Here is a 25005-nt window from a genome sequence, read left to right on the forward strand (position 1 = left end):
CCGAAAGGGGTTGGCGAAGTCGCTGGACGCGACCGCCGCCGGTGCACGGAGGCTCAGCGGGCGCACGCCGACGCCCTCAGGCCGGCGGAATCGCGAGCCGACGGCATCGGAACAATCCGCCTGACACATCACGCGGGCCCCATCACCTCAGCACCTCCCCCGCCGCCTCCGAGATCGCCACCGCCAGCACTTCCGGCGCGTCCCGGTGTGCCGTGTGGCCCTGGCCGTGGAGGGTGATCACGTGGGCGTTCGGGAGCGTCGCCGCCAGGTCGGACACGCGCTCGTGCAGATGCGCCGGGCTGCGGTCGCCCCGGATCAGGGTGGTCGGCAGCGACAGGTACCGGTAGCGGTCGATGCCCACGCCGAGAGCGTCGATCGCCTCGTTGTCGGTGATCTGGGCGGAGGCGTACGCGGCGAGCGCGTCCCGGGTCGGCCCGTCGGCGAGCATCGCGTCGACCGACTCGGCCGGCATCCCGGCGATGTCGCGCAGATGGATGCGCATCGCTCCGGCGGGGTCGGACGCGTCGAGCGCGGCACGGGCGCGGTGGCCCGCCTCTCCGGCCGCCGGGGAGCGGGTCGGCATCGGGGGCTCGTAGGCGATCACCCCGGCGAAGAGGGCCGGCGAGCGCAGGGCGGTCTCGAGGGCGACCACCGCGCCGGAGGAGTGGCCGACCAGGATCAGAGGTCCGCCCAGGAGACCCGCGATGGCGAGCACGTCCGCCGTCTCCGTCCGCAGGGAGTGCTGCAGGGGAGGAGTGGACCGCGGTGAGACATAGATGCGCCGGTTGACGCGGACCACCCGGAAGCTGTCGGCCAGGCGGGCCGTCACGCCGTTCCAGGAGACGGCGGGGCCGCCGCCCGGGTGGACCACCAGCAGGGTGGGTCCTTCGCCCTCGTCGAGTGCGGTGACCGGGACGCCGTCGCCCGATATCGCGAGAAGGTCGGCCATGCCCACCAGCATGCACCGCGGGCAGAGGGATCAGAGGATGGACAGCGAAGGCGGCAGAACCGGCGGCGGAAAAGAGACGGAGGTGCGTCGTGCTCATTCCCCGTGCCGTGCTGGACGGGATCGTGGAGGGCCGGGTCGATCTGGCGTTCCGTACCTGGCGGGCGCCGCGGGTGCGGGCCGGGACCCGGATGCGTACGGCTGTCGGCCTCGTCGAGGTGCTGTCCGTCGAGCCGGTCGGGCTGGACACGCTCTCCGAGCAGGATGCCCGGCGGGCCGGCTCACCGTCGCTGGACTCCCTTCTGTCGTTCCTGACTGGGCGCGAGGGAACGCCGTACCGCATGGAGGTGCGGCACGCCGGCGCCGATCCGCGCGAGCAGCTGCGCCGCGACGACGCCCTCGACGACACGGCGCTGGCCGAGCTGCGCCGACGGCTGGACCGGCTGGACGCGGCCTCCCGGCACGGCGCGTGGACGCTCCGGGTGCTGGCCCTGATCGCCGACCATCCGGCGACGAACTCCGCCGAACTCGCACCCCGCGTCGGCCGCGAGCGGCTTCCCTTCAAGGCGGACGTCCGCAAGCTGAAGGAACTGGGGCTCACCGAGAGCCTGGACGTCGGATACCGGCTCTCCCCTCGCGGCCGTGCCGCGCTGGCAGCCCTGCGCCCCGGCGGACGGCCGGCACCGCCCGCTCCTGAGGCGCCCTGACCGGACCTGGGTCACGATGGAAAGCGCAGGTCCCGGCTCTGCGCCCGTGTGTCAGGAGTCTCCATGAGCTACCCGGACAGCTATGAACTGGTATTTCGCGCGTCCACTGTCGAGGACGATGTGGTGATCGTCCGGCGTACCGAGAGAGCGGGAGCGAGCGGCTCCCCCGTGTACGAGGACGACACCGGCATCGTGCGCGCCGAGATCAGCGACCGCGGCGAGGTGCGCATGCTGGCCAGCGGGGGCCATCAGGCGCCCGGCATGCCGGTGACCGTGCGCTCTCTTGGGTCGTGAGCTCCGGGGCCGGGGTGCCCCGGGGTATGTATCTGCTCTGTCGTGGAATCCGGGAGAGACCGGCAGCAGCGAGCGAAGCCGGCGGACAGGGGGTGTCGTGACGTCCTTCGGCGACCAGGGCCCGACGGTGGGGGTGGAGGAGGAGTACCTCCTCGTCGACCCCCTCACCCGGGCCGTCGAAGCCGCCGGCCCCCGAGTCGTGGCGCGCGCCCGCACGGCGGTGGGCGAGAGCGTCACCGGCGAGTTCACGCGCTATCAGGTCGAGGGCAGGACCGAGCCGTGCGTGCGGTCCTCGGACCTGCGCAACGCGCTGACCGGGATGCGCGCCGCGCTCTGCTCCGCTGCCGAGAAGGAGGGCCTGCGGCTCTGCGCCTCGGGCACACCGGTCGTGGGGCGCACCGATCCCGCGGAGGTCGGTGACCACTGGCGCTACCGGGCGGGGGTGGACCAGTACCGGGCCATGCTCGACGACTTCGCCGTCTGCGCCGTGCATGTCCATGTGCATCTGCCGGACCGGGAGGCGAGCGTCCTCGTCGGCAACCACCTTCGGCCGTGGCTGCCGCTTCTGGTGGCGATGAGTTCCAACTCCCCCTTCCATCAAGGCCACGACACGGGCTATGCCGGCTGGCGCTCGGTGATCCGGGGGCGGTTCCCGTGCCTCGGCCCGCCTCCGTACGCCGAGTCGCTCGATGACCACGAGCGTCTGGCCACCGCCATGGAGGAGACCGAGGCGATGCTGGACGCCGCGACTCCGTTCTGGGACATCCGGCCCAATCCGCGCCTTCCGACGCTCGAGGTCCGGGCGATGGACGTCCTGCCGGACATCGAGGACACCGTGGCCCTGACGCTCCTCGTCAGGGCGCTGGTGGTGACCGCGGCAGCGCGGGTGGCCCACGGCGATCTGGGGCCTCGTGTGTGCGGTGAGGTGTTGCGGGCCGCGTACTGGCGGGCCGCGCGGGACGGCTGGGCCGGCAGCGGCGTCGACGCGCTGGGCGGCGGGATTCTCCCCTCGGCGGTGCAGGCCGAACGCCTGGTGGCGTTCGTCCGTCCCGCCCTCGATGAGCAGGGTGACCTCGACACGGTGACGGCGTTCCTGCGGCGGCTCGCGACGCGTGGCTCCGGTGCGGAACGCCAGAGGGCGGCCCGCGAGCGTGGCGGGCTCAAGGCTGTCGTGGACGATCTGGTGGCCGCGACCGCCCGCTGACCCACGGGACCGACGCCCGGGGTCGGTCCGGTCCCAGGCCCGCTCAGCCCGTCGTGCCACGACGTGGCGCGTATGTCACCACCAGGACGTCCCGGCGCGCCTGGGTGTGCGGGTCCAGCGGCCGGACGGGCGACACTCCGTGCAGCGTGCGCCGGTCGTCACCGAGCAGCAGTGTCCCCGGTTCGTCGAGGGTCGTGGCCAGCAGCCGGTTTCCGTCCATGTCCCGGACCTCGCTCTCCCCTCCCGTGGCGTTGCGCCGGCCCACCATGAGCGACGAGACGAGGGTGACCCCGTCCCGGTGCAGTCCCTCGGGAGTGGGCAGCCCCGCGGCTTCGCCGGACGCGATGACCCGGAAGGGGTGCACCTTCACGTCCCACCGCTCGCTGTCGTCCAGGCCCGTCGCCAGCCGGCCCAGCATCCGCAGCAGGGAACCCACCACGGGATCGGCGACGAAGGAGCTGGTCAGGGGATCGAATCGGCGGTCGACATCGACATAGAGCGGATTGCTGCTCTCCGGCTGCACGAAGGCGGCGGGCGGCAGCAGGTGAAAACACCTTCTCGGTGCGGAAAAGACGAAGTGCCCGTACCGGCGCAGCCTGCGGGTGCCCCGCTCGGAGGCGTACGGGTCCGCCGTCAAGGATTCCCAGTGGGTGGTGAACCGCCGCCACTGGTCCACATCGACGCCCAGGCAGGCCATCGTGGCGGCCGCGGGCATCAGATGCGCGCCGGTGGTCGTCAGCGCCTGCCCGGCGGCAGCCGCGGGATCGAACGAGGGAGCGAGGGGGGTGCGTCCGGAAACGTCGACGACGTGGTCCATGAGGTGCCTGCCTTCCTCCCGGGGAGCAGAGCGTGTGCCTCTGCGAATACCCCGCCGGACCGCACCTAACAATCACCCGGGAAACTCCCTGACCTGCGACGACCTCCTCGCTTATGTGAAATGTCCCCTTCGGCGGTGAGGAGTCCGTCTCACTGGGCACACGGGCACCGTGAGAGATCCGGAGGTTGGGACACAGCAGCCACCACGCGGTGAACCCGCCCATGACCGTCCGTACCGCGCGGCACCGAGTCAGGGCTCCCGAATTGCAGAGGTGATTGTGGATGCTCGGCCTTGTGGACGGAACCGGTCTGGGGTGCCGCGTATGGGTGCCACCGCGCGTGTACGCACCCCAGGAGGACACCTTCCTCCTTGCGGACGCCCTGGGGCGCCTCCCGCTGGCACCGGGTGCTGACGTGCTGGACGTCGGGACCGGAACGGGTGCCCTGGCCCTGGCCGCCGCTCGGCGCGGAGCGAGGGTGACCGCCGTCGACCGTGCCCGGCGGGCCGTGGTGACCACCCGTGTCAACGCGGCCCTCGCCGGGCTACGGGTCCAGGTGCTGCGCGGCGACCTGCTGGAGCCCGTCGCGCACCGCCGGTTCGATGTCGTCCTCAGCAATCCGCCGTACGTACCGGCGCCCGAGCCGGGGCTGCCTCGCCGAGGGCCCTCGCTCGCCTGGGACGCCGGACACAGCGGTCGGGCGCTGGTGGACCGGATCTGCGACGGCGCGGCGGGCGTGCTGCGGCCAGGAGGTGTGCTGCTGCTGGTGCATTCCGGCCTGTGCGGTGTGCCGCCGACCCTGGAGCGCCTGAGCCGGGCCGGTCTGCGCGCGACGGTGGAGGACCGCCGCTATGTGCCCTTCGGACCGGTGCTGAGTTCGCGAAGGAAGTGGCTGGAGATACAGGGGCTGATCGGGCCCGGTGAGGAGAAGGAAGAGCTCGTGGTGATTCGTGCGGAGCGCGCCGAGGAGGCCGGGAAGTGACAGCCGTGCAGACCCCCGGACAGCCGTCGAGGGCGGAACGGCCCGCCGACAGGACCGACGACGGGCGGTCGGCCGGGCCCGTCCTGCCCGAGCACCGGGGTGACCTGTCCTCCGCCGTCGCGACCGCCCTGCGCTCCCGGCCCGGTACGCCGCTCCCCCCGGCCGACGCGGTCGGGCGGGCGGAACCGTACGGCGACGATCTGCAGCTCGCCCTCTACCTCTGCTACGAGCTCCACTACCGGGGATTCGCGGGTGTCGATCCGGACTGGGAGTGGGATCCCGAACTGCTGCGGCTGCGCGGCGCGATGGAGCAGCGCTTCCTGACCGCGCTCCGTGCCGACGTACCCCGGCGCGAGAGCGTGACGGAAGCGCTGGAGGAGATCCTGGTCGAGCCGGTCGACGGCGCCGGGACCTCGCACTATCTGAAGGACGAGGGCGAGGTGTGGCAGCTGCGCGAGTACGCAGCCCAGCGCTCGCTCTACCACCTCAAGGAGGCCGACCCGCACGCCTGGGTCATCCCCCGGCTGTGGGGCAGGGCGAAGGCGGCCATGGTCGCGGTGGAGTACGACGAGTTCGGTGCGGGCCGCGCGGAGCGTGTGCACGCCCAGCTGTTCGCCGACCTGATGGCGGATCTCGGCCTGGACACGTCGTACGGGCACTACGTCGACGCGGCGGCCTCCGAGATGCTGACGCTCGCCAATCTGATGTCCCTGTTCGGGCTGCACCGAGCACTGCGTGGGGCCCTGGTGGGGCACTTCGCGGCCGTCGAAGTGACGTCGTCGCCCGGCTCACGCCGGATGGCCGCGGCCATGCGGCGGCTGGAGGCGGGCCCGGCCGCCGTCCACTTCTACGCGGAGCACGTGGAGGCGGACGCGGTGCACGAGCAGGTGGTGAGGCGTGAGGTGATCGCGGGGCTCCTCGAGGAGGAACCGTGGCTGGAGGCGGACGTGGCCTTCGGCATCGACGCGACGGAGTGGGCCGACGCCAGGCTGGGCGACCGGCTGCTGAGGTCGTGGCGCAAGGGGGAGTCGACTCTGCGTAAGCCGCTGTGAGATCGATGGGGCGGGTGGGGTCTCAGACCCCACCCGTACCCGAGCGTTCCGGGCGGACCGCTCAGTGCGGCCGGCTCGTGACGGTGAACAGTGCCCCGTCCGGGTCCAGCAGCGTCGCCTCCGTGCCGTAGGGCGTCGGCCCCTCCCGCAGTACGGACCCTCCGTGGCGGACGGCCGCCGCCGTGGTCGCGGCGACGTCCCGCACCGGGAAGTGGATGTGCCAGCGGGGCTGGATCAGCGGGTCGGGGGCGGTGTCGACCGCTCCCGAGCTGAGCCGGGCGAGGACCTGCCCGTGCTGGCTCAGCACGACCTCGTCCTGCTCGTAGTCGACATCGCAGCAGCCCGGCCGGTCACAGGCCCATTCGAGCACCTGTCCGTAGAAGATCGCCGCGTCGAACGCATTGCGGGTCCGCAGGCGCAGCCAAGCAGGTGCGTTCTTGCGCCAGGCCTGCCAGTCGGAGACGAGCTGGCCCTCCCAGATCCCGAAGACGGCGCCGTCGCGGTCGGCCGCGAGGGCTCCGCGGCCCACCGGGAAGCGCAGCGGCCCGACGGCGACGGTGGCACTGCGTTCGCGGATGCGGGCGGCGGTCCGGTCGACGTCGGAGACGGCGAAGTACGGCGTCCAGGCCACGGGCACACGCAGGGCGGGGGCCAGCGCTCCGATGCCCGCGACAGGAGTTCCCTCGTAGAGCGCGAGGCTGAAGTCGTCACCCAGCCGGGCCCGCCGGAAATCCCACCCGAGGACCGCGCCGTAGAAGGCCTGAGCGGCCGGCAGGTCGCGCGCCATGAGGGTGATCCAGCAGGGTGCGCCGAACACCTCGTGGCTCGTGGTCACGCCTGGGGCCGTCTGCGTCGTCGTCGGCTTTTTGTCCATCACGCTGGGTGTCCAGGGATCGAGGCGGGCTGTCGTCAGCCGATGGGTACCCGGATCCGGGCGATCCATCCGGGAGGTCACCGAAACGATGGGTCCGTCGGATCGCCGCGAGACCATGGTCGGGCGTCTCCGGGGCCGCCCCTGCCGGACCGCTGCAATGTGGTCGGGCGCGTGAGTGCACGCCGGGGTGCCGGCCGCCGTGTCCCGAGGATCCGCCCACGTGGCCCGCAGCGGACTCACGTCGAGGCACGGCGGGAGCCCGAGGGCGTCGGGGCGAACGAAGAACGGCTGACACCCCATGAGCTCGGCGGCTGCGGGACCCAGGGGTGGAGGTCCGCGCCCGGCGACAGGCGGCGCGATGCCGCGAATCCGGCGGCTTCTTCGGCAGCGGCGGAACCGGCGGCCGAAGGCCCGACGGGTCGGCAGCCAGACAGCCCGCCAGGTACAGCAATGGGCCCTGCCGGCAGGGGGAGTTCGCCGCCGACTCAGGGGGTCCGCAACGAAGTCTCTCGCGCAGGACCAACGACAGCGGACGGGGCCGTGGTGATACACGGCCCCGTCCCACGTCGCGTCAGAACCGCGCGATGTCGGTCGTCAGCTCTCGTGGGCCGACGTCTCGGCAGGCACTCCGCGCCGGGTCGTGAGTCGTCGCGCGCCCCAGCGGCAGGCCAGTTGGAGCAGGCAGACCGCGGTGAGCACCCACACGCCGGCAAAGACCCACAGCAGAACGGGAGTTGAACTGACGGCGGCCATGACGAACAGCATCACCGCCACGGCGGACAGCAAAGATGCCAGTGTCGCCAGCCGGAATCCGCGGAACGAGCCGAAGGCTCCTCCCACAGGTGCCGTCGGGCGCATGGTCCGCAGTCGGCGGTCCAGGGCTTCGTCGGTGCGCAGCTCGCGCTCGATCTCAGCCAGGATCACCCGCTCGGGCTCCGAAAGTCCGGCTCCGTCCATGACTGGCGCCTCCCTACGCTCGCAGAAGACATCTCAGGGTCCAGTCGTCTCCCCGGACGATGTTCCCCAGCGTCGGGTGCCGGCCCGGACCACGGTCATGGCGAGCACCTTCCCCTCAAGTGTGCGCGACAACCGGCGGATTCGCTGGCCCACTGCCGGATTTTGTCTCACTGCGCATACCCGGTGGGGGCAGCTTCAGTCGGGCGCGGGGCGGCGAGGTCGTACAGAAGCAGTTGCACGTCGGCCACGAGCCCGCCGATCGCCGTCGCGGTCTCCGTGTCGTGATCGTGCAGACGGCGTTTGAGGTCCGCCAGGGCGTCCCAGGCGCTCTGCACCGCGGTCTCGCGCTGTGAGGCGGGGTGTGGGCCCGGTTCGGTGAGCGCCTCCTCGTCCGCCTCGCACACCTCGGCCACCGCGGTCAGCAGCTCCCGCAGCCGCACGAGTACCGGATCGGGCGGTGCCGCCAGCCTGCGGTCCTCGCCGGCCGTGTCGACGAGCTTGCCGGTGATCGACATCAGGCGATCGGCGATGCGCTGCCACAGCGCGTCCCACTCGCTCGACGGCAGAGCGGGCACCGAGCGCCGCATCCGGTAGCCCGGGTTGAAGCGGTAGCTCTCGCGGGTCCAGGTCCGCGCGTTGCGCAGGTCGTCCAGGAGGCGTATCAGCCGCTGGGCCCGTTCGTACCACCGCTCCGCGCTGTGCCGGTCGTAGCCGCGCTCGACGTCGTCCGCCATGGTGCGCAGCAGCTCTGCGCTGTCGCGGGGCAGCCGGTGGAGGCAGTCGCGTACGTCGCGAAGGTGCACCGGGGGCAGGATCAGCGCGTTCACCCCGATACCGATGAGCGCTCCGACCAGCGATTCGAGCAGCCGGTGCCAGATGTCGGAGCTGGAGTACGAGCCGTAGGCGAGGACGAACAGCACGGTCGTGGAGGCGTACACGCCCTGCTCGCCGAAGCGCGCGTAGGTGCCGATGAGTACCGCCACCGGCAGGGCGATGGCCATCGCCGCCGTCGTGTTGCCGGTCAGGGAGGCGGCACCGGCCGCCAGCAGTGTGCCGAGACCGATGAGGATCATCTGCTGGAGTCCGGCGCGCAGTGACCGGTAGACCGTGCTCTGGACGAGCACCACCGCACTCCAGGGCGCCATCAGCGCCATCGGCGCGTCCCACCACCAGCCGACGAGTGCCCAGGCGAGCAGGGCGGCGCCCGCCGCTTTGAGTGCCTGGACGGTCACATCTCGTTCGGGCCCCGGGCCGGTCAGGGCCCGGTGTACGGAGCCCCGTACCGCGGACACCTCCCAGGCCGCTCTGCGCCACCAGCTCATCGTCACTACGCGCCACAACTTCCGTCGGATGGTGAGGTCGACAGAGAGCGGGTTTCCGCCCGGCAGGCGATGAATCATCCGCTTCTCGACTGCCACGGCTCGTGGGTGCCGGACGGCGACACCGACGGCTGACGGCCCGATGGACCGGGTCCGGGTCCGGGTCCGGGTCCGGCGACCGTCGGGCCCGGCCGCCTCGTGCTGTGCCCGTGCCGCGCCCGCCGCGTAATTCGGTTGCCCGACGCCACGGGCCGCTGCTGGAATCGTCCGGCGAACGACGGCCGAAACGGCCGGCGCCACCGAACGACCGAGGAGACGGTTATGCGAGGAACTCTCATGTCCATCGAGAAGGGAATTTCCATCTACCCAGAGGACATGACAGTTCGTGCGTACGTTGAACTTGGGAATTCTGGCGCATGTCGACGCCGGTAAGACCAGCCTGACCGAGCGGCTTCTGCACACCGCCGGTGTCATCGACGCGATCGGCAGCGTCGACGACGGCAATACCCAGACCGATTCACTGGCCCTGGAACGGCAACGCGGTATCACCATCAAATCCGCGGTCGTCTCCTTCGCCGTGGACGACATCACCGTCAATCTCATCGACACTCCCGGACACCCGGACTTCATCGCCGAGGTCGAGCGGGTGCTGAGTGTGCTCGACGGTGCGGTGCTCGTCGTCTCCGCCGTGGAGGGCGTCCAGGCGCAGACGCGAGTGCTGATGCGGACCCTGCGCCGGCTGCGTATCCCCACCCTCGTCTTCGTGAACAAGATCGACCGTGGTGGCGCTGATCCCGAGCGCGTGCTGCGGAGCGTCTCCGGAAAGCTGACCGAGGCCGTGATCCCGATGGGGACGGTCGACGCTCCGGGGACGAGTGACGCCTCCTTCACCCCGTCCATGGCGGCCGACCCCGCCTTCACGACCCGGCTGGTCGATCTGCTCTCCGGACAGGACGACGCGCTGCTCGCGGCGTATGTGCGGGACGAGGCGGCGGTGTCGTACGACCTGCTCCGCGCCGAGCTTGCCGCGCAGACCGCACGGGCACAGGTCCATCCTGTGTTCTTCGGCTCCGCCATCACGGGCGCCGGTGTGGACACGCTGATCGCCGGGGTGCGCGAGCTGCTGCCGGCGGGTGAGGGCGACCGCGACGGGCCGGTCTCCGGGACGGTGTTCAAGGTGGAGCGCGGCCCGGCGGGCGAGAAGATCGCGTACGTCCGGATGCTGTCGGGCACCGTGCGGACACGGGACCGGTTGCCGGTCCGGTCCGACGCGGAGGGCAAGGTGACCGCGATCCAGGTGTTCGACAGGGGCCCGGCCGTACGCAGCCCCGCGGTCACGGCCGGGCAGATCGGCAAGCTGTGGGGTCTGCACGACGTCCGCATCGGTGATGCGATCGGCTTCCCGCCCGACTCTCCCGCGAACGGCCACCACTTCGCCCCGCCGACGCTGGAGACGGTTGTCGTGCCCGTCCGGGCCGCCGACAAGGGCGCCATGCACGCAGCGCTCAGCCGGCTCGCCGAGCAGGACCCGTTGATCGATCTGCGCCAGGACGACCTGCGTCAGGAGGTCGCGGTCTCGCTCTACGGAGAGGTGCAGAAGGAGGTCATTCAGGCGACTCTGGCCGCCGATTTCGGGGTGCACGTGACCTTCCGCGAAACGACCACCATCTGTCTCGAACGACCGGTCGGCACGGGCACCGCACTCCAGATCATCGACACGGACCCCAACCCTTTCCTGGCGACGATCGGTCTGCGCGTCGACCCGGCCCCGGTCGGATCCGGTGTGGAATTCCGGCTGGAGATCGAACTCGGATCGCTGCCGTATTCCTTCATCACAGCGGTCGCGGAGACCGTGCCGGAGACATTGCGGGAGGGAATTCATGGTTGGGAGGTCACCGACTGCACCGTCACCATGACGCATTCCGGCTACTGGGCGAGGCAGAGCCATTCCCATGCCGTTTTCGACAAGAGCATGTCCAGTACGGCGGGCGATTTCCGTCATCTGACGCCCATGGTTCTGATGAGCGCTCTGCGCGAGGCCGGCACGCAGGTGTACGAGCCGATGCACCGGTTCCGGCTCGAATTCCCGGCCGATCTGCTGGGGCAGCTTCTGCCGGTACTGGGAAGCCTGCGGGCGAACCTGAGCACGCCTGTGCCGCGGGGGATGTCCTACGTCCTGGAGGGCGAGATCCCGGCGGCGTCCGTGCACGCGCTGCAACAGCAACTGCCCGCTCTGAGCCGGGGAGAGGGGGTGCTGGAGACGGAGTTCGCACGCCACCAGCCGGTGGTGGGCACCGTGCCGACCCGGCCGCGGACGGCTCCGGACCCGCTTGCCCGGTCGTAGCGCCGGCCGACGCACCCCCTCGTCCCCGGTGCCCGGACCGCACCGCCGGGCCCCACCGGGCCCCTTTGCCCTGCCCCTCACCCGGGCGATGGGCGACTGAAAGCGGCACAAAGCAGGCGTACGCTGACGAGAAGGCCGTAATGCACCGCGTGTGCGCATGGAGGCGGCGCATGACCGATCCTTTCGGCTTCCTCAGAATCCCCCGGCGGCCCGTCCCGCCCCGCCCCGTGACAGAGCGGTTGAACGACTGGGACGAGGTCTACGCCGGGCAGTCGCAGCTGCCCCTCATCGCCGAGCAGGCCGGACGCTGCATGGACTGCGGCATCCCGTTCTGCCACCACGGCTGCCCCCTCGGGAATCTGATCCCGGAGTGGAACGCCTACGCGACCCGCGGCAGCTGGCGCGACGCGGCGGAGCGGCTGCACGCGACGAACAATTTCCCGGAGTTCACCGGGCGGCTGTGCCCGGCGCCGTGTGAGGACGCCTGCGTACTGACCATCAATGCCGACCCGGTGACGATCAAGAACGTCGAGAACGCCATCGCGGACGAGATCTGGGCCCGCGGTTACGCCTCCCCACAGCCGCCCGAGCGTCTCAGCGGGAAGACCGTGGCCGTGGTCGGCTCCGGACCGGCCGGGCTGGCGGCGGCGCAGCAGCTCACGCGTATCGGTCACACCGTCGCCGTGTACGAGCGCGCCGACCGCATCGGCGGACTGCTGCGCTACGGCATCCCCGCCTTCAAGATGGAGAAGCAGCACCTGGACCGGCGGCTCGGCCAGATGCGGGCGGAGGGCACCAAGTTCCGTACGGGCGTGGACGTGGGCGGCGATCTCGACGCCACCGAACTCCTCCGACGGCACGACGCCGTGATCCTCGCCGTGGGTGCGCGGGAGCAGCGGGAGCTGCCCGTCCCCGGCCGGGAGCTGTCGGGCATCCACCAGGCGATGGACTACCTCACCTTCGCCAACCGGGTGTGCGAGGGCGACTACGCCGCGCCACCCGTCACCGCGGCGGACAAGCACGTGGTGATCATCGGCGGCGGTGACACCGGCTCCGACTGTCTGGGCACGGTCCTGCGCCAGGGCGCGGCCTCCGTCGTACAGCTGGACATCAATCCCGAGCCCGGCGAAGCGAGACGTGCCACCGAACCCTGGCCCGTGTACCCGAAGGTCTACCGGATCTCCCACGCGCATGAGGAGGCACGGGGTCGTGAGGGTACGGATCCACGGGTCTTCTCCTCCGCCACCCTGCGCTTCGAAGAGGGCCGCGCGGGACAGGTGGGCGCGCTGCATCTGACGGAGGTGGAACCCACGGCCAGAGAGCCGCGTCCGGACACCGAGCAGCGGATCCCCGCGGACCTCGTGCTCCTCGCCCTGGGCTTCTCCGGTCCCGAGCGTGACAGCGGCCTGATCGCACAGCTCGGGCTGACGCTGGACGACCGGGGCAACTTCGCCAGGAACGCCTGCTTCGCGGCCGAGACGGTCGAGCGGGCCGGGCCGGCACGCTCACGCGCGGACGGGGTCTTCGTCGCCGGTGACGCGGGGCGCGGGCAGTCACTCGTGGTGTGGGCCATCGCGGAGGGCCGCTCTGCCGCGGCGGCGACGGACAGCTATCTGAGTGGTTCCACCGTGCTGCCGGCGCCGGTGGCACCCCACGACCGGCCGCTGGTGGCGTGATTCGGGCGTGCCTCGCGCCAAGGGCCGAACTCCGCTTCCCTGCACGACATTTCACGGCGGCAGGGGCGACCCGCGGTCACCGGCGCGCCCCGGCTAAGGCTTCCTGCCGGTCCCGTCGGGCGCGCGGCCCAGGCACACCGCGACGAGAGCGGCGACGGTCGACCGTGAGAGCAGATGGACCGCCCTGCCCGCCGGCGAGACGCCGACCGCGTGCCGGGGCACCCGCAGGCGCAGAGCACCCGGACGTACGGCGAACACGACCGGCGGCTCGAACGTCACCGCCTCGCCGTCGACTCCGACGGCCAGCGGGCCACCCGATCGCACCTCGAACCGCTCCGCGGTCCACTGGCGCCAACCGGGGAACCGGCGGATCTGCCCGGTCGCCTGGAGGGTGGCGAACCGTACGGCTTCGGAGGCGTCGCGGACCGTCAGCGTCACCACGCCGAGCCGTCCGGAATCCATGCGCTCGCGGGTGCCGAGGCCTTCCAGGCGATCGAGCAGATAGGGGCCGTTGGAGACGAGAATCAGCTGGGCGGTGGAGTATTCGGTGCCGTCGGGTCCCGTGAAGCGCAGATCGGGCGGGACGGCGTCCGGGCCGAGGAAGTCGGACATGGTCTCCGCGGCGGTTCGGAGCTTGGCATCGCGGTAGCGGGGCGTCTGCACCACGTGCGCGTACAGGCCGAGTGAGGCGTTGTTGACGAAGACGCGGCCGTTGACGGTCGCCAGGTCGATCCGCCGCTCCGTCCCGTCGGTGAACGCGTCGAGGGCGCCGACCACGTCGTCGCGGTTCAGGCCGAGGTCGAGCGCGAGGTGGTTGCGTGTGCCCGCGGGGACCACGATGTACGGAATCCCGTGGGCTGCGGCGACCTCCGCGACGACCGCGTGAGAGCCGTCCCCGCCGGCCATGCCCAGCGCGTCGGCTCCTCGCGCGACGGCTTCCTCGGCGAGTTCCCTCAGGTCCTCGCCGGGCCGCAGCGGGACTGCCTCGATTCCGCGGCGGCGGCATTCACCGGCCAGCCCGAACTTCTCGACCTTGCCGCCGCCGGACCTCGGGTTCATCAGCAGGACCGGCCGGGCAGGCCTCGGTGCGGGTCGAGTGACCGCCGTCCTGGCACGCCGTCGCAGTGCGATGCGTGCCGTCGCCGCGGACAGCGCGATCAGCACGAGGATCACCGCGACCCGCGACAGATCGAGGTCCGCGAGAATCCCGGCGGCGAGCAGGACGACGAACGCGAGGACGGCGACCAGGCCTGCCGCGGCGCGCCGCAGCCTCTTGCGTGTGACGACGTGCCAGCCGGCGATCACACCGACGAGCAGTGCCACGACGGCCGCGAGCAGGGCGGCCCAGTTCCTGAAGGCTCCGACGACAAGGATGATCAGCGCTGCCGGCAGCGCCACCAGGGAGACGGACGCGGCAAGTCGCTCGACGGGGCGCGGTCGGCGCGTCGAGTCGTCCCGGTCCGCTGCGGCAGGCATCGGGGGCGCGACCGCCGTCAGGAGCCCTGGTGGTGGAACAGGGCGCCGACCTTCTCCCGGAATTCCGTACCCCGGCTCTCCCGATGCTGCCTGCGCGCCTCCCGCACCGCCGTGGCGGCGGCGTCCTGCGCGGCCCTCACCTCGGCGGTCACCTCCTCGGCCGGGACCCGGACGACCGTGCCGCCGAGGCGCGCGGCCATGGTGTCGACGACGGCGGGGTCCGTCTCGGTCATGCCGACGATCAGGACGTTGGTGCCGTCGGCGACGCCGCGACTGAAGTAGGTGAGGCTGTCGACCGAGTCCGCGGCGGCGTCGTTGTCCGCCACCATCCCGATCATGGTTCCCGCGCCCCAGCCGAACAGCAGCCCGACCGGGCCACCGAGCAGACCGAGCAGCGCACCGATCGATCCGCCGAGGAGCGTGGAGCGGCCGGCCGACGACGTATAGCTTTCCGGCACCGACAGGAAGCCGGCCGGGGAGCGCTCCATGATCGCCGCCTGGTCGACACCGGGGAGCTCGGTGACGAGGTGGAAGGCCTCGTAGGCGTGGCTGGGGTCCCCGAAGGTGAGGAAGAGGACCGTGTCGTCGGAGGAATCGGAGGCCTCGGGCGACACGGAGGAGTCATGGGACATGGTCGTTCCTTTCTCGGCGCTCACCCAGCGGATCACGGTCGAGGAGCCCCCACCACTCGCAAGCTCATTGTGCTCGCACCCTCCTGTCGCCGCCCGGCGTCCGGGTCCGGGGTGCTCCGGGGGGCAGGGCCGCTGTGCGCGGGTTGACCTCAAGCGTGGTTGACGTTCGAGACTCGAGACCTGACCGCAGGGCCGGGATCCCGGCCGCGACCGAGGTGAGGTGTGACCGCATGCGCGCGATCCGTGTGGACGGGTACGGGGGTCCCGAGGTGCTGGTGCCGGTGGAGGAGCCGGACCCGGTGGCAGGGGACGGAGAGGTCGTCGTACGGGCCGAGGCAATCGACACCATCTTCGTCGAGACGCAGATCCGTGGCGGCTGGGGCGAGGCGTTCGGCATCACCCCGCCGTACGTGCCGGGAGGCGCCGCGGCCGGGGTCGTCGTCGCCACCGGTCCCGGGGTCGACCCGTCGTGGACCGGGCGCAGGGTGCTGGCCGGGGCGGGCACGAGAGGTACGTACGCCGAACTCGTCCGGACCGGGGTCGACCGGCTGGTGCCGGTTCCCGAAGGCCTCGGCCCGCGGGAGGCAGCCGCCCTCGCCCACGACGGTGTGACCGGCATCGGCATCGCGGAGGCGGCGGGCATCACACCGGGCGACCGGGTGCTCGTCCTGGGGGCCGCGGGCGGCATGGGCACTCTGTTGGTTCAGCTCGCGCACGCGGCCGGGGCACGGCTCGTCGGGGCTGCGCGCGGGGAGCAGAAGCTGGCGCTGGTGAAGCGGCTGGGCGCCGATGCCGTCGTCGACTACAGCGCGGACGGCTGGACGGATGACGTCCGTGAGGCGTTCGGGGGGCAGCCCGTGGATGTGCTGCTGGACGGGGTCGGCGGCGAACTCGGCGCCCGCGCCTTCACTCTCGTGGCGGACGGCGGCCGCGTGTCGGCCCATGGCGCGTCGAGCGGCGGGTTCGCCGAGCTCGACGAGGAGAGCGCGCGGGCGCGGGGCATCACCCTCCGGGGAATCGCGGACGTGCAGTTCGGAGCGTCGGACGTGGTGCGGCTGGCGACGAAGGCGCTGGCCGAGGCCGCGGCGGGGCGGCTGCGCCCGGTCATCGCGCGGGAGTTCCCGCTGTCCCGGGCGGCCGATGCCCACCGTGCGATCGAGGCCCGTTCGATCCCCGGCAAGGCGCTGCTCATTCCGTGACCGGCGCGCGGCAGGACAGGACCCGCGCCCGCCCGCGAGGCGAGCGAACGCGGACCCGGCGCGCCCGGACACGCGCCGGGGCTCTCGGGCGCGGGTCTGCGGCGGATGGCCTATTGAGGCCTGCGCTCCGCCTCCAGCAGGGCCATCACCGACTCCAGTTTCGCCGCCCTCGCCGTGGGCGTACGCGCCCGCAGCAGCTGGAGGATCACCCCGTAGCGGTCGGTCTTGTTGAGCCGCTCGAAGAAGGCCTTCGCCTTCTCGGCGGCGTCCAGGGCAGCCGCCAGGTCGGGCGGCACACGCGCCGTCCTCTGGGATTCGTACGCCGCGTCCCAACGGCCGTCGGCCTTGGCCGCCTCGACCTGCGCCCGGCCCGGGTCCCGCATCCTTCCGGCCTCCTCGAGCGCGGCGACCTTGCCGACATTGACCTGGGACCACTGGCTCCTCGGCCGTCGAGGGGTGATCTTCTGCAGGTAGTACGTCGCGTCGAGCGAGCGACGCTGACCGTCGATCCAGCCATAACAGAGGGCGACGTCGATGACCTGACCGGGCGTCACGGACCGGATCCCCGAGCTCTTCTTGGCGAGCTTCAGCCACACCCCTGCCGCAAGGCCGTGATGCTCGGCGAGCCAGGCCTCCAGCCGGTCGTCGTCCTCGAAGAAGAGGACCTCCACCCCGTCGATCGGCTCCATGCACCCTCCGTCCGCCCGCGCCCGGCCGGGCGTTGCCACTCCGGCCCAGTTTCGCGCACCCGTGGTCGCGGCGCGCGAGCTTGGCACAGACACGGAGAGATGGTTAGGTAAGGCATACCTAAGTACCCTCGACAGCGGAGATCTGGATGCGCCTGTTCACCACCCCCGTCGCGCAGCCGACCAGCGCGGAACGAATCCGGTCGATCCTGATGGCAGCCGACTCGATGACCATCGTCACGGACGAGGGGCGTACCGAGGTCTCCCGGCTGCACGGGCCCGGCGCCACCGAGCACATCCACCTCCACCCCCCGACGGACGCGGACGATGCCGGCGCGGACGGCACCGCGGACGGTTATACGCGCGCCACGCTGGAGTTCACCGACATCGCGCCGACTCCCGTGCGCGACCGGGTCCGCGCCCGTGTCCTCCTGGCGGGGCGGCTGCTGACGGCCCCGCGGCACGCGGCGCCGGCGGGGAGCCGGTGCATGGAGCTGGCACACGCCGTCCTCGACACGGGAGAGGAGCGGATCACCGTCGGCCTCGAAGAGCTGATGGAGGCCGACACCGATCCCCTGGCCACCTGCGAGGCCGGCATGCTGACGCACCTGGTGGACGACCACAGCGACATCGTCGGACTGCTGCTGCGTCTGGTGAAGCCGCGTCTGGTGCTGGGCGTGCAGCGCGCCCTGCCCGTCGCCATCGACCGGTACGGCATCACCCTGCGTCTGGAGTACGCACGCTCCCACCAGGACGCCCGCCTGCCGTTCCCCGCGCCCATCAAGGACATCGACCAGGCGGGCGTACGCATCCACGCACTGCTCAACGCGGCACGGCACCGCTCACCGCGGAGCCGGCTGTTGAGCGACTCGTAGGCCTCCGCATCCCTCCGAAGCCTCAGGCGCCGCTCGGCTTCAATTGCCGCATACGGCTGTCGAGTTCCCGCCGGTAGAAGTCGATGAACCCGTCAGGGTCCGGGCCGGAGTTCATCATGACCAGGCGGTCGAAGCCGGCGTCGACGTACGGCTGCGCCACCGCGACATGGCGTTCCGGGTCGGAGCCGCAGGCGAAGTGTTCGAGGATGTCCTCCTCGCGCACCGTGCCGGTCGCCGCGTCGAAGTTGACCGGGTTGGGCAGCTCGCTCATCACCTTCCAGCCCGTCAACGCCCAGCGAGTGGTCTCCAACGCGGCCCGTGCCGCGGTGTGTTCGTCGGGTGCCCAGGCGAGGGGTACCTCCGCGTATCCCGGTCCGTCGCCACCGGCGGCGCGGTACTGCCGGACGATCTCCGGGTCGGGCTCGGTGGCGAACAGCGCGTCACCCAGCTCCGCCGCGATCGCCGTTGACGCCTTGCCGCTCACGGCCACCGCGATCGGCGGCAGTTCGTCGGGCAGGTCGAAGACCCGGGCGTCCTCGAGACGCAGGTGCTTGCCCTCGTACGACCGGTAGCCGCCGCGCCAGAGCAGCCGGATGATCTCCAGTGCCTCGCGCAGCAGCTGATGGCGTTCGGCCACGGCCGGGTAGCCGCGGCCGACGACGTGCTCGTTGAGCCGCTCCCCCGAACCGACGCCGAGGGTGAAGCGGCCGTCCGACAGCAGCGCGAGCGTCGCCGCCGCCTGCGCGATGATCGCGGGGTGGTAGCGGATGGTCGGACAGGTCACGCCGGTGGCGAGCTCGATGCGCTCGGTCCTGGCGGCGATCGTGCCGAGGACGGTCCAGGCGAACGGGGAGTGCCCCTGGTTGTCCAGCCAGGGGTGGAAGTGGTCACTGATCTCGACGAAGTCGAAGCCCGCCTGCTCCGCCAGAACCGCCTGCCGTACCAGTTCGGCCGGGCCGAACGCCTCGGCCGCCAGCTTGTACCCGATCTTCATGAGCTCCTCGCCCCGTCGCGCCGTCCGGTCCGCGCAGAGGTACCCCGCCGCGGAGGTCCTTAACGGGCCGGAGCCGCTGAACGGAGGAAGCGCCCCTCACCGTCCCCGGGGCGGCGCCTGCCGCTACCGGCGCCTGCGCAGCAGCACGGAGGTGCTCACGGCGATCAGCGCGAGCACGGCGGCCACGGCGCCGATGAGGACGGTGGAGTGGTCCTTCGCGGTGTCCGCCACGGCCTGCGGGCGCCCCGCTCCCCCGACGACGGGCTGTTCCCGTACGGGCGGTGGCGTGGACGCCTGCGACGGCGGGGCCTGCCCGGCCTCCGACGCCTCGGCCGCCGGGGGCTCGGGGGTGGCCGGCTGCTTCTCAGGTGGAGGAGCCGCCTCCTCGGGCGCGGGCCGCGCCGGCGGGGTGTTCTCCTCGCCCCGCAGCACTACGTCGGAGCAGGAGTAGTAGGTGTCCGGCGTATCGGTGTTCCGCCAGATCGTGTACAGCACATGACGCCCCCTCAGCCCGGCGGGGAGCGTCCCGCGGATGCGGTACGCCCCGTCCCTGAGCGCGGGATCGGTCACCCTCGCGAACGGCTCGCTCTGCAGATCCGACCAGCGCAGCGGAGCGGCCGGATCATAGCCCTGCTTGGTGAGATACAGGCTGAACGTGCCCCGGTGCGGGATCGTCGACCGGTAGGTCATCGTGAGGCCGGCACCCGCCTTCAGCGGTGTGCTGGGCCAGTCCACACGTGTCGCGTCCAGTCCCCGGTAGTCACGCAGTCCCGCGCTGCACAGCTGCCCGTCCGGGATGACCTGGCGGTCCCTGCCGCGCACGTCGGCCACTCGGAGGTTGTCCCATGCGCCGAAGGCCGCGCCGCCGTTGGCCGCGACGGCCGTGCGGCAGGCCGCCGATCCCTGCCGGGTCCCCTCGGGACCGCACGCGGCGATCCTGCTGAGCGGGTCGGTGGGCGCTCCGTGGGCGTGCACCGGCCCCGCGGCGAGCGTCGTGAGCACGAGCGGCACGACGCCGACGAGCGCGGCGACGGTGGCGGTGCGATGCGCGGTCATTCTCGGCAGACCTCCTTGGCGGCCCGGCGGCCTGCCGTGTATTACGCGCGCGCCCACCGCGCTGTTCACCCCGATGGCAGAGCCGTCCCTCCCGTCACAGCGACGGCCCGCTCCCGTGCTGGGACACTGCTCATGGGCCTGGAGAGCTGCCCTGAACCCCGCAGCGCGTCACGAGCAGTCAGTGGAGGAATCATGGCCGGTCAGTTCGAGGCAACGGTCGAGGTCAACCGCCCCATCGAGGAGGTGTTCGCCTTCCTCGGCGACGGTACGAACGACCCCAAGTTCAGCCCGAGGGTGCAGAAGATCGACAAGACGCCGCCGGGACCGACGACCGTCGGGACCGTTTTCACGAGCACCGTCAAGGACGCCGGACTCACCACCAAGCGCGAGTTCCGCATCACCGAGTTCACGGCTCCCACCAGAATCCGCTGGGCCGAGACGTCGAAGAACCTCGTGACCGCGAAGGAAGGCGGCTACGACCTCGAGTCCACCGGCCCGGGAACCACCAAGGTGCGCATCTTCAACGTCCTGGAGGGCCACGGCGTCGGCAAGGCCCTCGCCGGTCTCGCCGTGAGCGCCGCCCGCAAGGACGCGGATGCCTTCGGACAGCGGATCAAGACGGCCGCCGAAGCGTCCTGAGGGACACTCCCCGACCCGGCCCTCCGCCACCCGGCCGGCCGCCCCGAGCGGAGCTGGACGGTCCGCGTCCGCGCACTGGCCGCTCCCGCCCCGCACTGTCACGATGGCAGTCCGGGCAGTCACAGGACGGGAGCCGGCCATGCTCCTCGGGACATGGAACCTCGAGAACCTCTACCGGCCCGGAGGGCCGTACGGGCCGCGGGACGGGGTCGTCTACGAAGCGAAACTCGCCGCCCTCGCCGCCACGCTCGAAGCGCTCGGACCGACGGTCCTCGGCATCCAGGAGGTCGGCGATCCCGAGGCGCTGCAGGATCTGGTGGGTCTGCTGCCCGGCACCTGGCACACGGCGCTGTCGGAGCATCCCGACGGCCGGGGCATCCGGGTCGGATTCCTCAGCAGGCATCCGCTCGACGTCGTCTCCGACGCCCAGACGTTTCCGCAGCGCCTGCGTGCCGTGCAGAGCGACGACAGCGCCGACCCGACCGCCAGGATGGGCCGCGGGGCGCTCGCCGTACGCGTCGAGCCCGACGACGGGCCGCAGATGTGGGTGGCCGTCTGTCATCTGAAGTCCAAGCTGCTCACCTTTCCCGGCAACCGGTTCCAGCCGCACGACGAGGGCGAGCGTGCGCGGTACGCGGCCTACGCGCTGTTCCGCCGCGGCGCCGAGGCGGTGACCCTGCGGTCCGTGGCCGACGAGCTGCTGGAGGAACAGGGCAAGGAGCGGGCCGTGGTCGTCCTGGGTGACCTCAACGACGAGCCGGCCGCCGCCACGACGCAGATCCTGCACGGCCCGCCGGGCTCCGAGATCGGCACCCCGGGCTTCCTGCGCGAGGACAAGGGCGATGCGATGCGCCTGTGGAACGTGGCGCAGTGGATACCCGAGGACCGTCGCTACTCCCGTGTTCACGCGGGGCGGCCCGAGCTGATCGACCACATCCTGATCAGCCATCAGCTCCTCGACCGGGTCGCCGCGGCGGGCACCGGCATCGTCGGCGCCGCCCGCCGAACCGCCGCCGCTGCCGTCGGTGGACGAGGTTCCCACGGAGCGCCGCGATGCCACGGGCTCCGACCACGCACCGGTCTGGATACGGCTCGGCGACTGACGGTGGACGGCTGGGACGGGGCCACTGACGCCGGCCGCTGTCCCTGGGCGATGTGGCCCTTGGCGATGTGGCCCTGCGCGACCGACACGATCCGTCACACGGCGTACGCCGTCGCCGTCCTGGCCTTTCCGGCCCGGCGCACCGCAGGTCCCATGGCCAGTCCGGCCGCGAGGAACAGCGCGCCCAGGATCAGCCACCCGACGACACCCAGGCCGACGACCAGCGTGGTCAGCAGAACAGGCCCCAGCATCCGCGCCACGGGCACACCCGCGCCGAAGAAGCCCTGGTACTGGCCGTGCCGCCCGGCGGGGGCGAGGTCGAAGCTGATCTGCCAGGCGCCGGCCGACTGCATCATCTCGCCCCACACCTGCAGCGCTGCCCCGGCGAGCAGCACGGCGACGGCGACCCGGGCCGGTACTCCCGCGGCGGCCGAGAGGGCGAAGACCGCGCAGGAGGCGAGCATCGCCACGCCCCCGCGCCGAACTGTCCTGGTGGCGCTGGGCAGATCGCGTACGGCGGCGGCCGTGCGGACCTGGAAGAGCATCACCGCACCGGTGTTGAGCACCAGCAGTGCGGAGACGGTCCAGCCGGGGGCCGATGCCCGCTCCACGATCCACAGCGGGATGGCGAGGCTGATCAGCGGCATGCGCAGCAGCATGATCATGTTGAGGAAGGTCACCACGGCGTAGGGAAGATCACGGAACACCGCCTGCTGCGCGGCGGTCCGGTGCGGCGGGCGGCCGACTCGGACATCGGGCAGCCTCAGCAGGACCAGGGCGCAGAGCGCGAAGGCCGCTGCGTCGAGGACGAAGACCGACAGATACGCCTCGCGGCTGCCGAAGTGCAGGGCGACGCCGCCGAGAGCGGCGCCGACGGCGAGCCCGGCATTGAGCGTCGACTGGAGGTACGCGAGCGTTCCGGTCCGCTCCTCCTTCGCCACCAGGGAGGCGAGCAGCGCCTGGCGGGCAGCGGCCAGTCCGCACTGGGCCGTTGCGTAGCAGCAGGCGGCCAGCAGGAAGAGGGGGAAGGAGCGCACGAAGAGGAACGAGGCGACGGAGGCCGAAGTGGCGAGCGCCAGGACGACCGCCGTCGGCCGCGGCCCTCTGCGGTCGGCGAGCTGACCGAGTGCGACGCCCGCGAGTGAGCCGATGCCCCAGGCCACGGTGAGGCCCAGGCCGATCCGGGCCGGTGAGAGTCCGACGACCCGGGCGAAGTACAGGGCGGAGCAGACGTAATAGGCGCCGTCGCCCAGCGAGTTCACCAGCTGGGCGAGGGCGAGCGTCCGCGGGGATCCGCTCGGCGGCACGATACGCAGGGGCATGCGGCTCCTCGGGAGGGTGCGACCGTCCTTCCGGCCGCTCTGCCCTTCACCCTAGGAAGCCGAATGGCCCAGAACACTGGCCACTTGGGCTCGTATCGACTGGGCCATTTACCGGCGTGAGTTCACCGGCGAAGCCGGTCGACCCGCCACGGGGCGGGCCGACCGGCGCTCTGCGCACATCCCGTCGAGGAAAGCGCCGTCACATGGAGGTGCGACTGCTCCTCATCGCGACGGCCGTGCAGACCAGCCCCAGCAGGAAGGTGAGACCGCCGATGATGATGTTGGTCCAGATCACTCCCGCGTCCGGGCTGCTGCCCACGATCCAGGGTGCGATGATCAACCACACGCCCATGGCGCACATCGCCCCGCTCAGGCCGTACATCCGCGCCGGCATGACGGTGAAACCGATCGCGAGCACCGCTATGGCGATACCCATGATCAGGTTGTGCATCGCGAGTGCCGGCTGGTTGCCCGCGAAGTGGACCACCCATGGGGACACCGCACAGGCGAGGCCGACCAGGAACACCGGGCCGTCCACCAGGGCCACATCGCGCCCTCCGAGCACCCGCGCGTAGCGGTCCTGCATTTCGTCGATGTCGGGATGACCCGCGAGGTCTCCCCTGTGTGAAACGTCGGCCATGCGACTCGCCTCCTTCTTCTCGCTGCAAGTCGGACCGCGCCGCGCGGCAGAGCCACGCTCCTCCAGTTTGCGCTTATCTGTTCCTTATGTGTAGTGATCCGGAGCAATAGATTCCGATATCCGGTACCCGCCTGCCCCCAGGACGCCTGATGGCGAAAGAGGCTGAATAGGATGCCGGTCATGGAACAGCGCGTCTTGGGCAGGACCGGTCGGAACGTCTCCGTCGTGGGGCTGGGCACATGGCAGCTCGGCGCGGACTGGGGGGATGTCCGCGAGGAGGACGCCCTCGCCGTGCTCGACGCCGCCGTGGACGCGGGCGTCACCTTCTTCGACACCGCCGATGTGTACGGCGACGGCCGCAGCGAGCAGCTGATCGGCCGCTATCTGCGGGAGCGGCCGGACGCCGGCATCGTCGTCGCCACCAAGATGGGCCGCCGCGTCGACCAGCTCCCCGAGAACTACGTCCTCGACAACTTCCGTGCCTGGAACGACCGTTCCCGCCGGAACCTGGGTGTGGACACCCTCGACCTGGTGCAGCTGCACTGCCCGCCGTCCTCCGTGTACTCCTCCGACGCCGTCTTCGACGCGCTCGACACGCTTGTGGCGGAGAAGCGGATCGCGGCCTACGGGGTCAGCGTCGAGACCTGCGCCGAAGCCCTCACCGCCATCGCACGCCCGGGCACGGCGAGCGTCCAGATCATCCTCAACCCCTTCCGGCTCAAGCCCCTGGAAGAGGTCCTGCCCGCCGCCGCGGAGGCGGGTGTCGGCATCATCGCGCGGGTACCGCTCGCGTCCGGTCTGCTGTCGGGCAAGTACACCAAGGACACGGTCTTCACGGCCGACGACCACCGCACCTACAACCGGCACGGTGAGGCCTTCGACCAGGGCGAGACCTTCTCCGGCGTCGACTACGCCACGGGCGTCGAGGCCGCGGCGGAGTTCGCCGCGCTCGCTCCCGAAGGAGCGACACCGGCCGGCACCGCCCTGCGGTGGATCATGCAGCAGCCCGGTGTCACGAGCGTCATCCCGGGCGCCCGGTCCGCCGAGCAGGCGCGCGCCAACGCCGCGGCGGCGGCCCTGGACCCACTGCCGCAGGTCACGCTGGACGCGGTGCGCGACCTCTACGACCGCCGGATCCGCGCTCAGGTCCACCACCGCTGGTAGACCCGGCCCTCGGCCGCACGGCCGTCGGCACCTCCCGGCCGCACGACCCT

Annotated in this window: 23 protein-coding genes and 1 pseudogene; 12 read left to right on the forward strand and 12 right to left on the reverse strand. The window is 71.6% G+C overall.

Annotation, left to right across the window (positions count from 1 at the left end; translation table 11 throughout):
* Window positions 1-142: 142 nt before the first annotated feature.
* Window positions 143-949, reverse strand: coding sequence for an alpha/beta hydrolase (locus tag RPQ07_RS03885; protein ID WP_313942575.1), 807 nt, complete (start codon window positions 947-949; stop codon window positions 143-145).
* A gap of 89 nt (window positions 950-1038) precedes the next feature.
* Here RPQ07_RS03885 and RPQ07_RS03890 point away from each other — a divergent pair, with 89 nt between their 5' ends.
* The 3 genes from RPQ07_RS03890 to RPQ07_RS03900 all read left to right on the forward strand — a co-directional run bounded on the left by RPQ07_RS03890 (window position 1039) and on the right by RPQ07_RS03900 (window position 3151).
* Window positions 1039-1653, forward strand: a complete 615-nt coding sequence (locus RPQ07_RS03890) for a hypothetical protein (RefSeq protein WP_313942576.1) — start codon at window positions 1039-1041, stop codon at window positions 1651-1653.
* 63 nt (window positions 1654-1716) lie between these two features.
* Window positions 1717-1947, forward strand: a complete 231-nt coding sequence (locus RPQ07_RS03895) for a DUF6296 family protein (protein ID WP_313942577.1) — start codon at window positions 1717-1719, stop codon at window positions 1945-1947.
* 97 nt (window positions 1948-2044) lie between these two features.
* Entirely contained in the window at window positions 2045-3151 is a 1107-nt protein-coding gene (locus RPQ07_RS03900; protein WP_313942578.1) for a glutamate--cysteine ligase, read from the forward strand.
* Window positions 3152-3194: 43 nt separating this feature from the next.
* Here the strand turns inward: RPQ07_RS03900 and RPQ07_RS03905 are convergent, their stop codons facing one another.
* Window positions 3195-3968, reverse strand: coding sequence for a 2OG-Fe dioxygenase family protein (locus tag RPQ07_RS03905; RefSeq protein ID WP_313942579.1), 774 nt, complete (start codon window positions 3966-3968; stop codon window positions 3195-3197).
* A 281-nt stretch (window positions 3969-4249) separates the two neighbouring features.
* Here RPQ07_RS03905 and RPQ07_RS03910 point away from each other — a divergent pair, with 281 nt between their 5' ends.
* Both RPQ07_RS03910 and RPQ07_RS03915 read left to right on the forward strand, forming a co-directional pair.
* The gene (locus RPQ07_RS03910) at window positions 4250-4948 is read left to right on the forward strand and encodes a HemK2/MTQ2 family protein methyltransferase (protein WP_313942580.1); all 699 of its coding nucleotides are present in this window, start codon (window positions 4250-4252) and stop codon (window positions 4946-4948) included.
* An 83-nt stretch (window positions 4949-5031) separates the two neighbouring features.
* Window positions 5032-6000, forward strand: coding sequence for an iron-containing redox enzyme family protein (locus RPQ07_RS03915; RefSeq protein ID WP_413777822.1), 969 nt, complete (start codon window positions 5032-5034; stop codon window positions 5998-6000).
* A gap of 61 nt (window positions 6001-6061) precedes the next feature.
* On the opposite strand, the gene RPQ07_RS03920 is transcribed toward RPQ07_RS03915, so the two are convergent.
* The 3 genes from RPQ07_RS03920 to RPQ07_RS03930 form a co-directional block, all read right to left on the reverse strand.
* On the reverse strand, window positions 6062-6874 hold the full coding sequence (locus tag RPQ07_RS03920; RefSeq protein WP_313948775.1) for a VOC family protein: 813 nt from the start codon (window positions 6872-6874) through the stop codon (window positions 6062-6064).
* A gap of 594 nt (window positions 6875-7468) precedes the next feature.
* Window positions 7469-7831, reverse strand: a complete 363-nt coding sequence (locus tag RPQ07_RS03925) for a DUF3040 domain-containing protein (RefSeq protein ID WP_313942581.1) — start codon at window positions 7829-7831, stop codon at window positions 7469-7471.
* A gap of 167 nt (window positions 7832-7998) precedes the next feature.
* On the reverse strand, window positions 7999-9249 hold the full coding sequence (locus tag RPQ07_RS03930; protein WP_313942582.1) for an FUSC family protein: 1251 nt from the start codon (window positions 9247-9249) through the stop codon (window positions 7999-8001).
* 286 nt (window positions 9250-9535) lie between these two features.
* Here RPQ07_RS03930 and RPQ07_RS03935 point away from each other — a divergent pair, with 286 nt between their 5' ends.
* Both RPQ07_RS03935 and RPQ07_RS03940 read left to right on the forward strand, forming a co-directional pair.
* Window positions 9536-11494 (forward strand): TetM/TetW/TetO/TetS family tetracycline resistance ribosomal protection protein, encoded by a 1959-nt coding sequence (locus RPQ07_RS03935; protein WP_313942583.1) that lies wholly within the window; start codon window positions 9536-9538, stop codon window positions 11492-11494.
* 170 nt (window positions 11495-11664) lie between these two features.
* The gene (locus RPQ07_RS03940; RefSeq protein ID WP_313942584.1) at window positions 11665-13170 is read left to right on the forward strand and encodes a glutamate synthase subunit beta; all 1506 of its coding nucleotides are present in this window, start codon (window positions 11665-11667) and stop codon (window positions 13168-13170) included.
* 93 nt (window positions 13171-13263) lie between these two features.
* Here RPQ07_RS03940 and RPQ07_RS03945 read toward each other — a convergent pair whose 3' ends face one another.
* Both RPQ07_RS03945 and RPQ07_RS03950 read right to left on the reverse strand, forming a co-directional pair.
* Complete coding sequence (locus tag RPQ07_RS03945; RefSeq protein WP_313942585.1) at window positions 13264-14646, reverse strand: diacylglycerol/lipid kinase family protein; 1383 nt, start codon at window positions 14644-14646, stop codon at window positions 13264-13266.
* A 17-nt stretch (window positions 14647-14663) separates the two neighbouring features.
* Window positions 14664-15278 carry a histidine kinase gene (locus RPQ07_RS03950; protein WP_313942586.1) on the reverse strand — a complete coding sequence of 205 codons (615 nt, stop codon included), beginning with the start codon at window positions 15276-15278 and terminating at the stop codon, window positions 14664-14666.
* Between the two features lie 230 nt (window positions 15279-15508).
* Between RPQ07_RS03950 and RPQ07_RS03955 the strand changes: the two genes are divergently transcribed.
* The gene (locus RPQ07_RS03955) at window positions 15509-16477 is read left to right on the forward strand and encodes a zinc-binding dehydrogenase (protein ID WP_313942587.1); all 969 of its coding nucleotides are present in this window, start codon (window positions 15509-15511) and stop codon (window positions 16475-16477) included.
* Window positions 16478-16587: 110 nt separating this feature from the next.
* On the opposite strand, the gene RPQ07_RS03960 is transcribed toward RPQ07_RS03955, so the two are convergent.
* Window positions 16588-17166: a YdeI/OmpD-associated family protein gene (locus RPQ07_RS03960; protein ID WP_313942588.1), complete on the reverse strand. Its 579-nt coding sequence runs from the start codon at window positions 17164-17166 to the stop codon at window positions 16588-16590.
* A 146-nt stretch (window positions 17167-17312) separates the two neighbouring features.
* Here RPQ07_RS03960 and RPQ07_RS03965 point away from each other — a divergent pair, with 146 nt between their 5' ends.
* Window positions 17313-18038, forward strand: coding sequence for a DUF2470 domain-containing protein (locus tag RPQ07_RS03965; protein ID WP_313942589.1), 726 nt, complete (start codon window positions 17313-17315; stop codon window positions 18036-18038).
* 22 nt (window positions 18039-18060) lie between these two features.
* Here RPQ07_RS03965 and RPQ07_RS03970 read toward each other — a convergent pair whose 3' ends face one another.
* Entirely contained in the window at window positions 18061-19032 is a 972-nt protein-coding gene (locus RPQ07_RS03970; protein WP_313942590.1) for a TIGR03557 family F420-dependent LLM class oxidoreductase, read from the reverse strand.
* Between the two features lie 123 nt (window positions 19033-19155).
* Window positions 19156-20088 carry a lytic polysaccharide monooxygenase gene (locus tag RPQ07_RS03975; protein ID WP_313942591.1) on the reverse strand — a complete coding sequence of 311 codons (933 nt, stop codon included), beginning with the start codon at window positions 20086-20088 and terminating at the stop codon, window positions 19156-19158.
* 192 nt (window positions 20089-20280) lie between these two features.
* Here RPQ07_RS03975 and RPQ07_RS03980 point away from each other — a divergent pair, with 192 nt between their 5' ends.
* Both RPQ07_RS03980 and RPQ07_RS03985 read left to right on the forward strand, forming a co-directional pair.
* Window positions 20281-20727: an SRPBCC family protein gene (locus RPQ07_RS03980; protein WP_313942592.1), complete on the forward strand. Its 447-nt coding sequence runs from the start codon at window positions 20281-20283 to the stop codon at window positions 20725-20727.
* 139 nt (window positions 20728-20866) lie between these two features.
* A pseudogene (locus RPQ07_RS03985) lies at window positions 20867-21830 on the forward strand (endonuclease/exonuclease/phosphatase family protein).
* Between the two features lie 94 nt (window positions 21831-21924).
* Here RPQ07_RS03985 and RPQ07_RS03990 read toward each other — a convergent pair.
* On the reverse strand, window positions 21925-23151 hold the full coding sequence (locus RPQ07_RS03990) for an MFS transporter (RefSeq protein ID WP_313942593.1): 1227 nt from the start codon (window positions 23149-23151) through the stop codon (window positions 21925-21927).
* A 199-nt stretch (window positions 23152-23350) separates the two neighbouring features.
* Window positions 23351-23791 (reverse strand): SPW repeat protein, encoded by a 441-nt coding sequence (locus tag RPQ07_RS03995; RefSeq protein WP_313942594.1) that lies wholly within the window; start codon window positions 23789-23791, stop codon window positions 23351-23353.
* Between the two features lie 171 nt (window positions 23792-23962).
* On the opposite strand from RPQ07_RS03995, the gene RPQ07_RS04000 reads away from it, so the two are divergent.
* A complete protein-coding gene (locus tag RPQ07_RS04000) occupies window positions 23963-24955 on the forward strand; it encodes an aldo/keto reductase (protein ID WP_313942595.1) in 993 nt (330 codons plus the stop codon).
* The last annotated feature ends 50 nt before the right edge of the window (window positions 24956-25005 follow it).

The organism is Streptomyces sp. AM8-1-1 (genome assembly GCF_032229325.1).
Lineage (GTDB): Bacteria > Actinomycetota > Actinomycetes > Streptomycetales > Streptomycetaceae > Streptomyces > Streptomyces achmelvichensis.

What these genes read in the sequence shown, in the direction of transcription:
- RPQ07_RS03885 (WP_313942575.1), bottom strand. Translation starts at nt 949, where the DNA reads ATGGCCGACCTTCTCGCGATATCGGGCGACGGCGTCCCGGTCACCGCA.
- RPQ07_RS03895 (WP_313942577.1), top strand. Translation starts at nt 1,717, where the DNA reads ATGAGCTACCCGGACAGCTATGAACTGGTATTTCGCGCGTCCACTGTC.
- RPQ07_RS03905 (WP_313942579.1), bottom strand. Translation starts at nt 3,968, where the DNA reads ATGGACCACGTCGTCGACGTTTCCGGACGCACCCCCCTCGCTCCCTCG.
- RPQ07_RS03910 (WP_313942580.1), top strand. Translation starts at nt 4,250, where the DNA reads ATGCTCGGCCTTGTGGACGGAACCGGTCTGGGGTGCCGCGTATGGGTG.
- RPQ07_RS03920 (WP_313948775.1), bottom strand. Translation starts at nt 6,874, where the DNA reads ATGGACAAAAAGCCGACGACGACGCAGACGGCCCCAGGCGTGACCACG.
- RPQ07_RS03925 (WP_313942581.1), bottom strand. Translation starts at nt 7,831, where the DNA reads ATGGACGGAGCCGGACTTTCGGAGCCCGAGCGGGTGATCCTGGCTGAG.
- RPQ07_RS03940 (WP_313942584.1), top strand. Translation starts at nt 11,665, where the DNA reads ATGACCGATCCTTTCGGCTTCCTCAGAATCCCCCGGCGGCCCGTCCCG.
- RPQ07_RS03945 (WP_313942585.1), bottom strand. Translation starts at nt 14,646, where the DNA reads ATGCCTGCCGCAGCGGACCGGGACGACTCGACGCGCCGACCGCGCCCC.
- RPQ07_RS03950 (WP_313942586.1), bottom strand. Translation starts at nt 15,278, where the DNA reads ATGTCCCATGACTCCTCCGTGTCGCCCGAGGCCTCCGATTCCTCCGAC.
- RPQ07_RS03955 (WP_313942587.1), top strand. Translation starts at nt 15,509, where the DNA reads ATGCGCGCGATCCGTGTGGACGGGTACGGGGGTCCCGAGGTGCTGGTG.
- RPQ07_RS03960 (WP_313942588.1), bottom strand. Translation starts at nt 17,166, where the DNA reads ATGGAGCCGATCGACGGGGTGGAGGTCCTCTTCTTCGAGGACGACGAC.
- RPQ07_RS03965 (WP_313942589.1), top strand. Translation starts at nt 17,313, where the DNA reads ATGCGCCTGTTCACCACCCCCGTCGCGCAGCCGACCAGCGCGGAACGA.
- RPQ07_RS03970 (WP_313942590.1), bottom strand. Translation starts at nt 19,032, where the DNA reads ATGAAGATCGGGTACAAGCTGGCGGCCGAGGCGTTCGGCCCGGCCGAA.
- RPQ07_RS03975 (WP_313942591.1), bottom strand. Translation starts at nt 20,088, where the DNA reads ATGACCGCGCATCGCACCGCCACCGTCGCCGCGCTCGTCGGCGTCGTG.
- RPQ07_RS03980 (WP_313942592.1), top strand. Translation starts at nt 20,281, where the DNA reads ATGGCCGGTCAGTTCGAGGCAACGGTCGAGGTCAACCGCCCCATCGAG.
- RPQ07_RS03990 (WP_313942593.1), bottom strand. Translation starts at nt 23,151, where the DNA reads ATGCCCCTGCGTATCGTGCCGCCGAGCGGATCCCCGCGGACGCTCGCC.
- RPQ07_RS03995 (WP_313942594.1), bottom strand. Translation starts at nt 23,791, where the DNA reads ATGGCCGACGTTTCACACAGGGGAGACCTCGCGGGTCATCCCGACATC.
- RPQ07_RS04000 (WP_313942595.1), top strand. Translation starts at nt 23,963, where the DNA reads ATGCCGGTCATGGAACAGCGCGTCTTGGGCAGGACCGGTCGGAACGTC.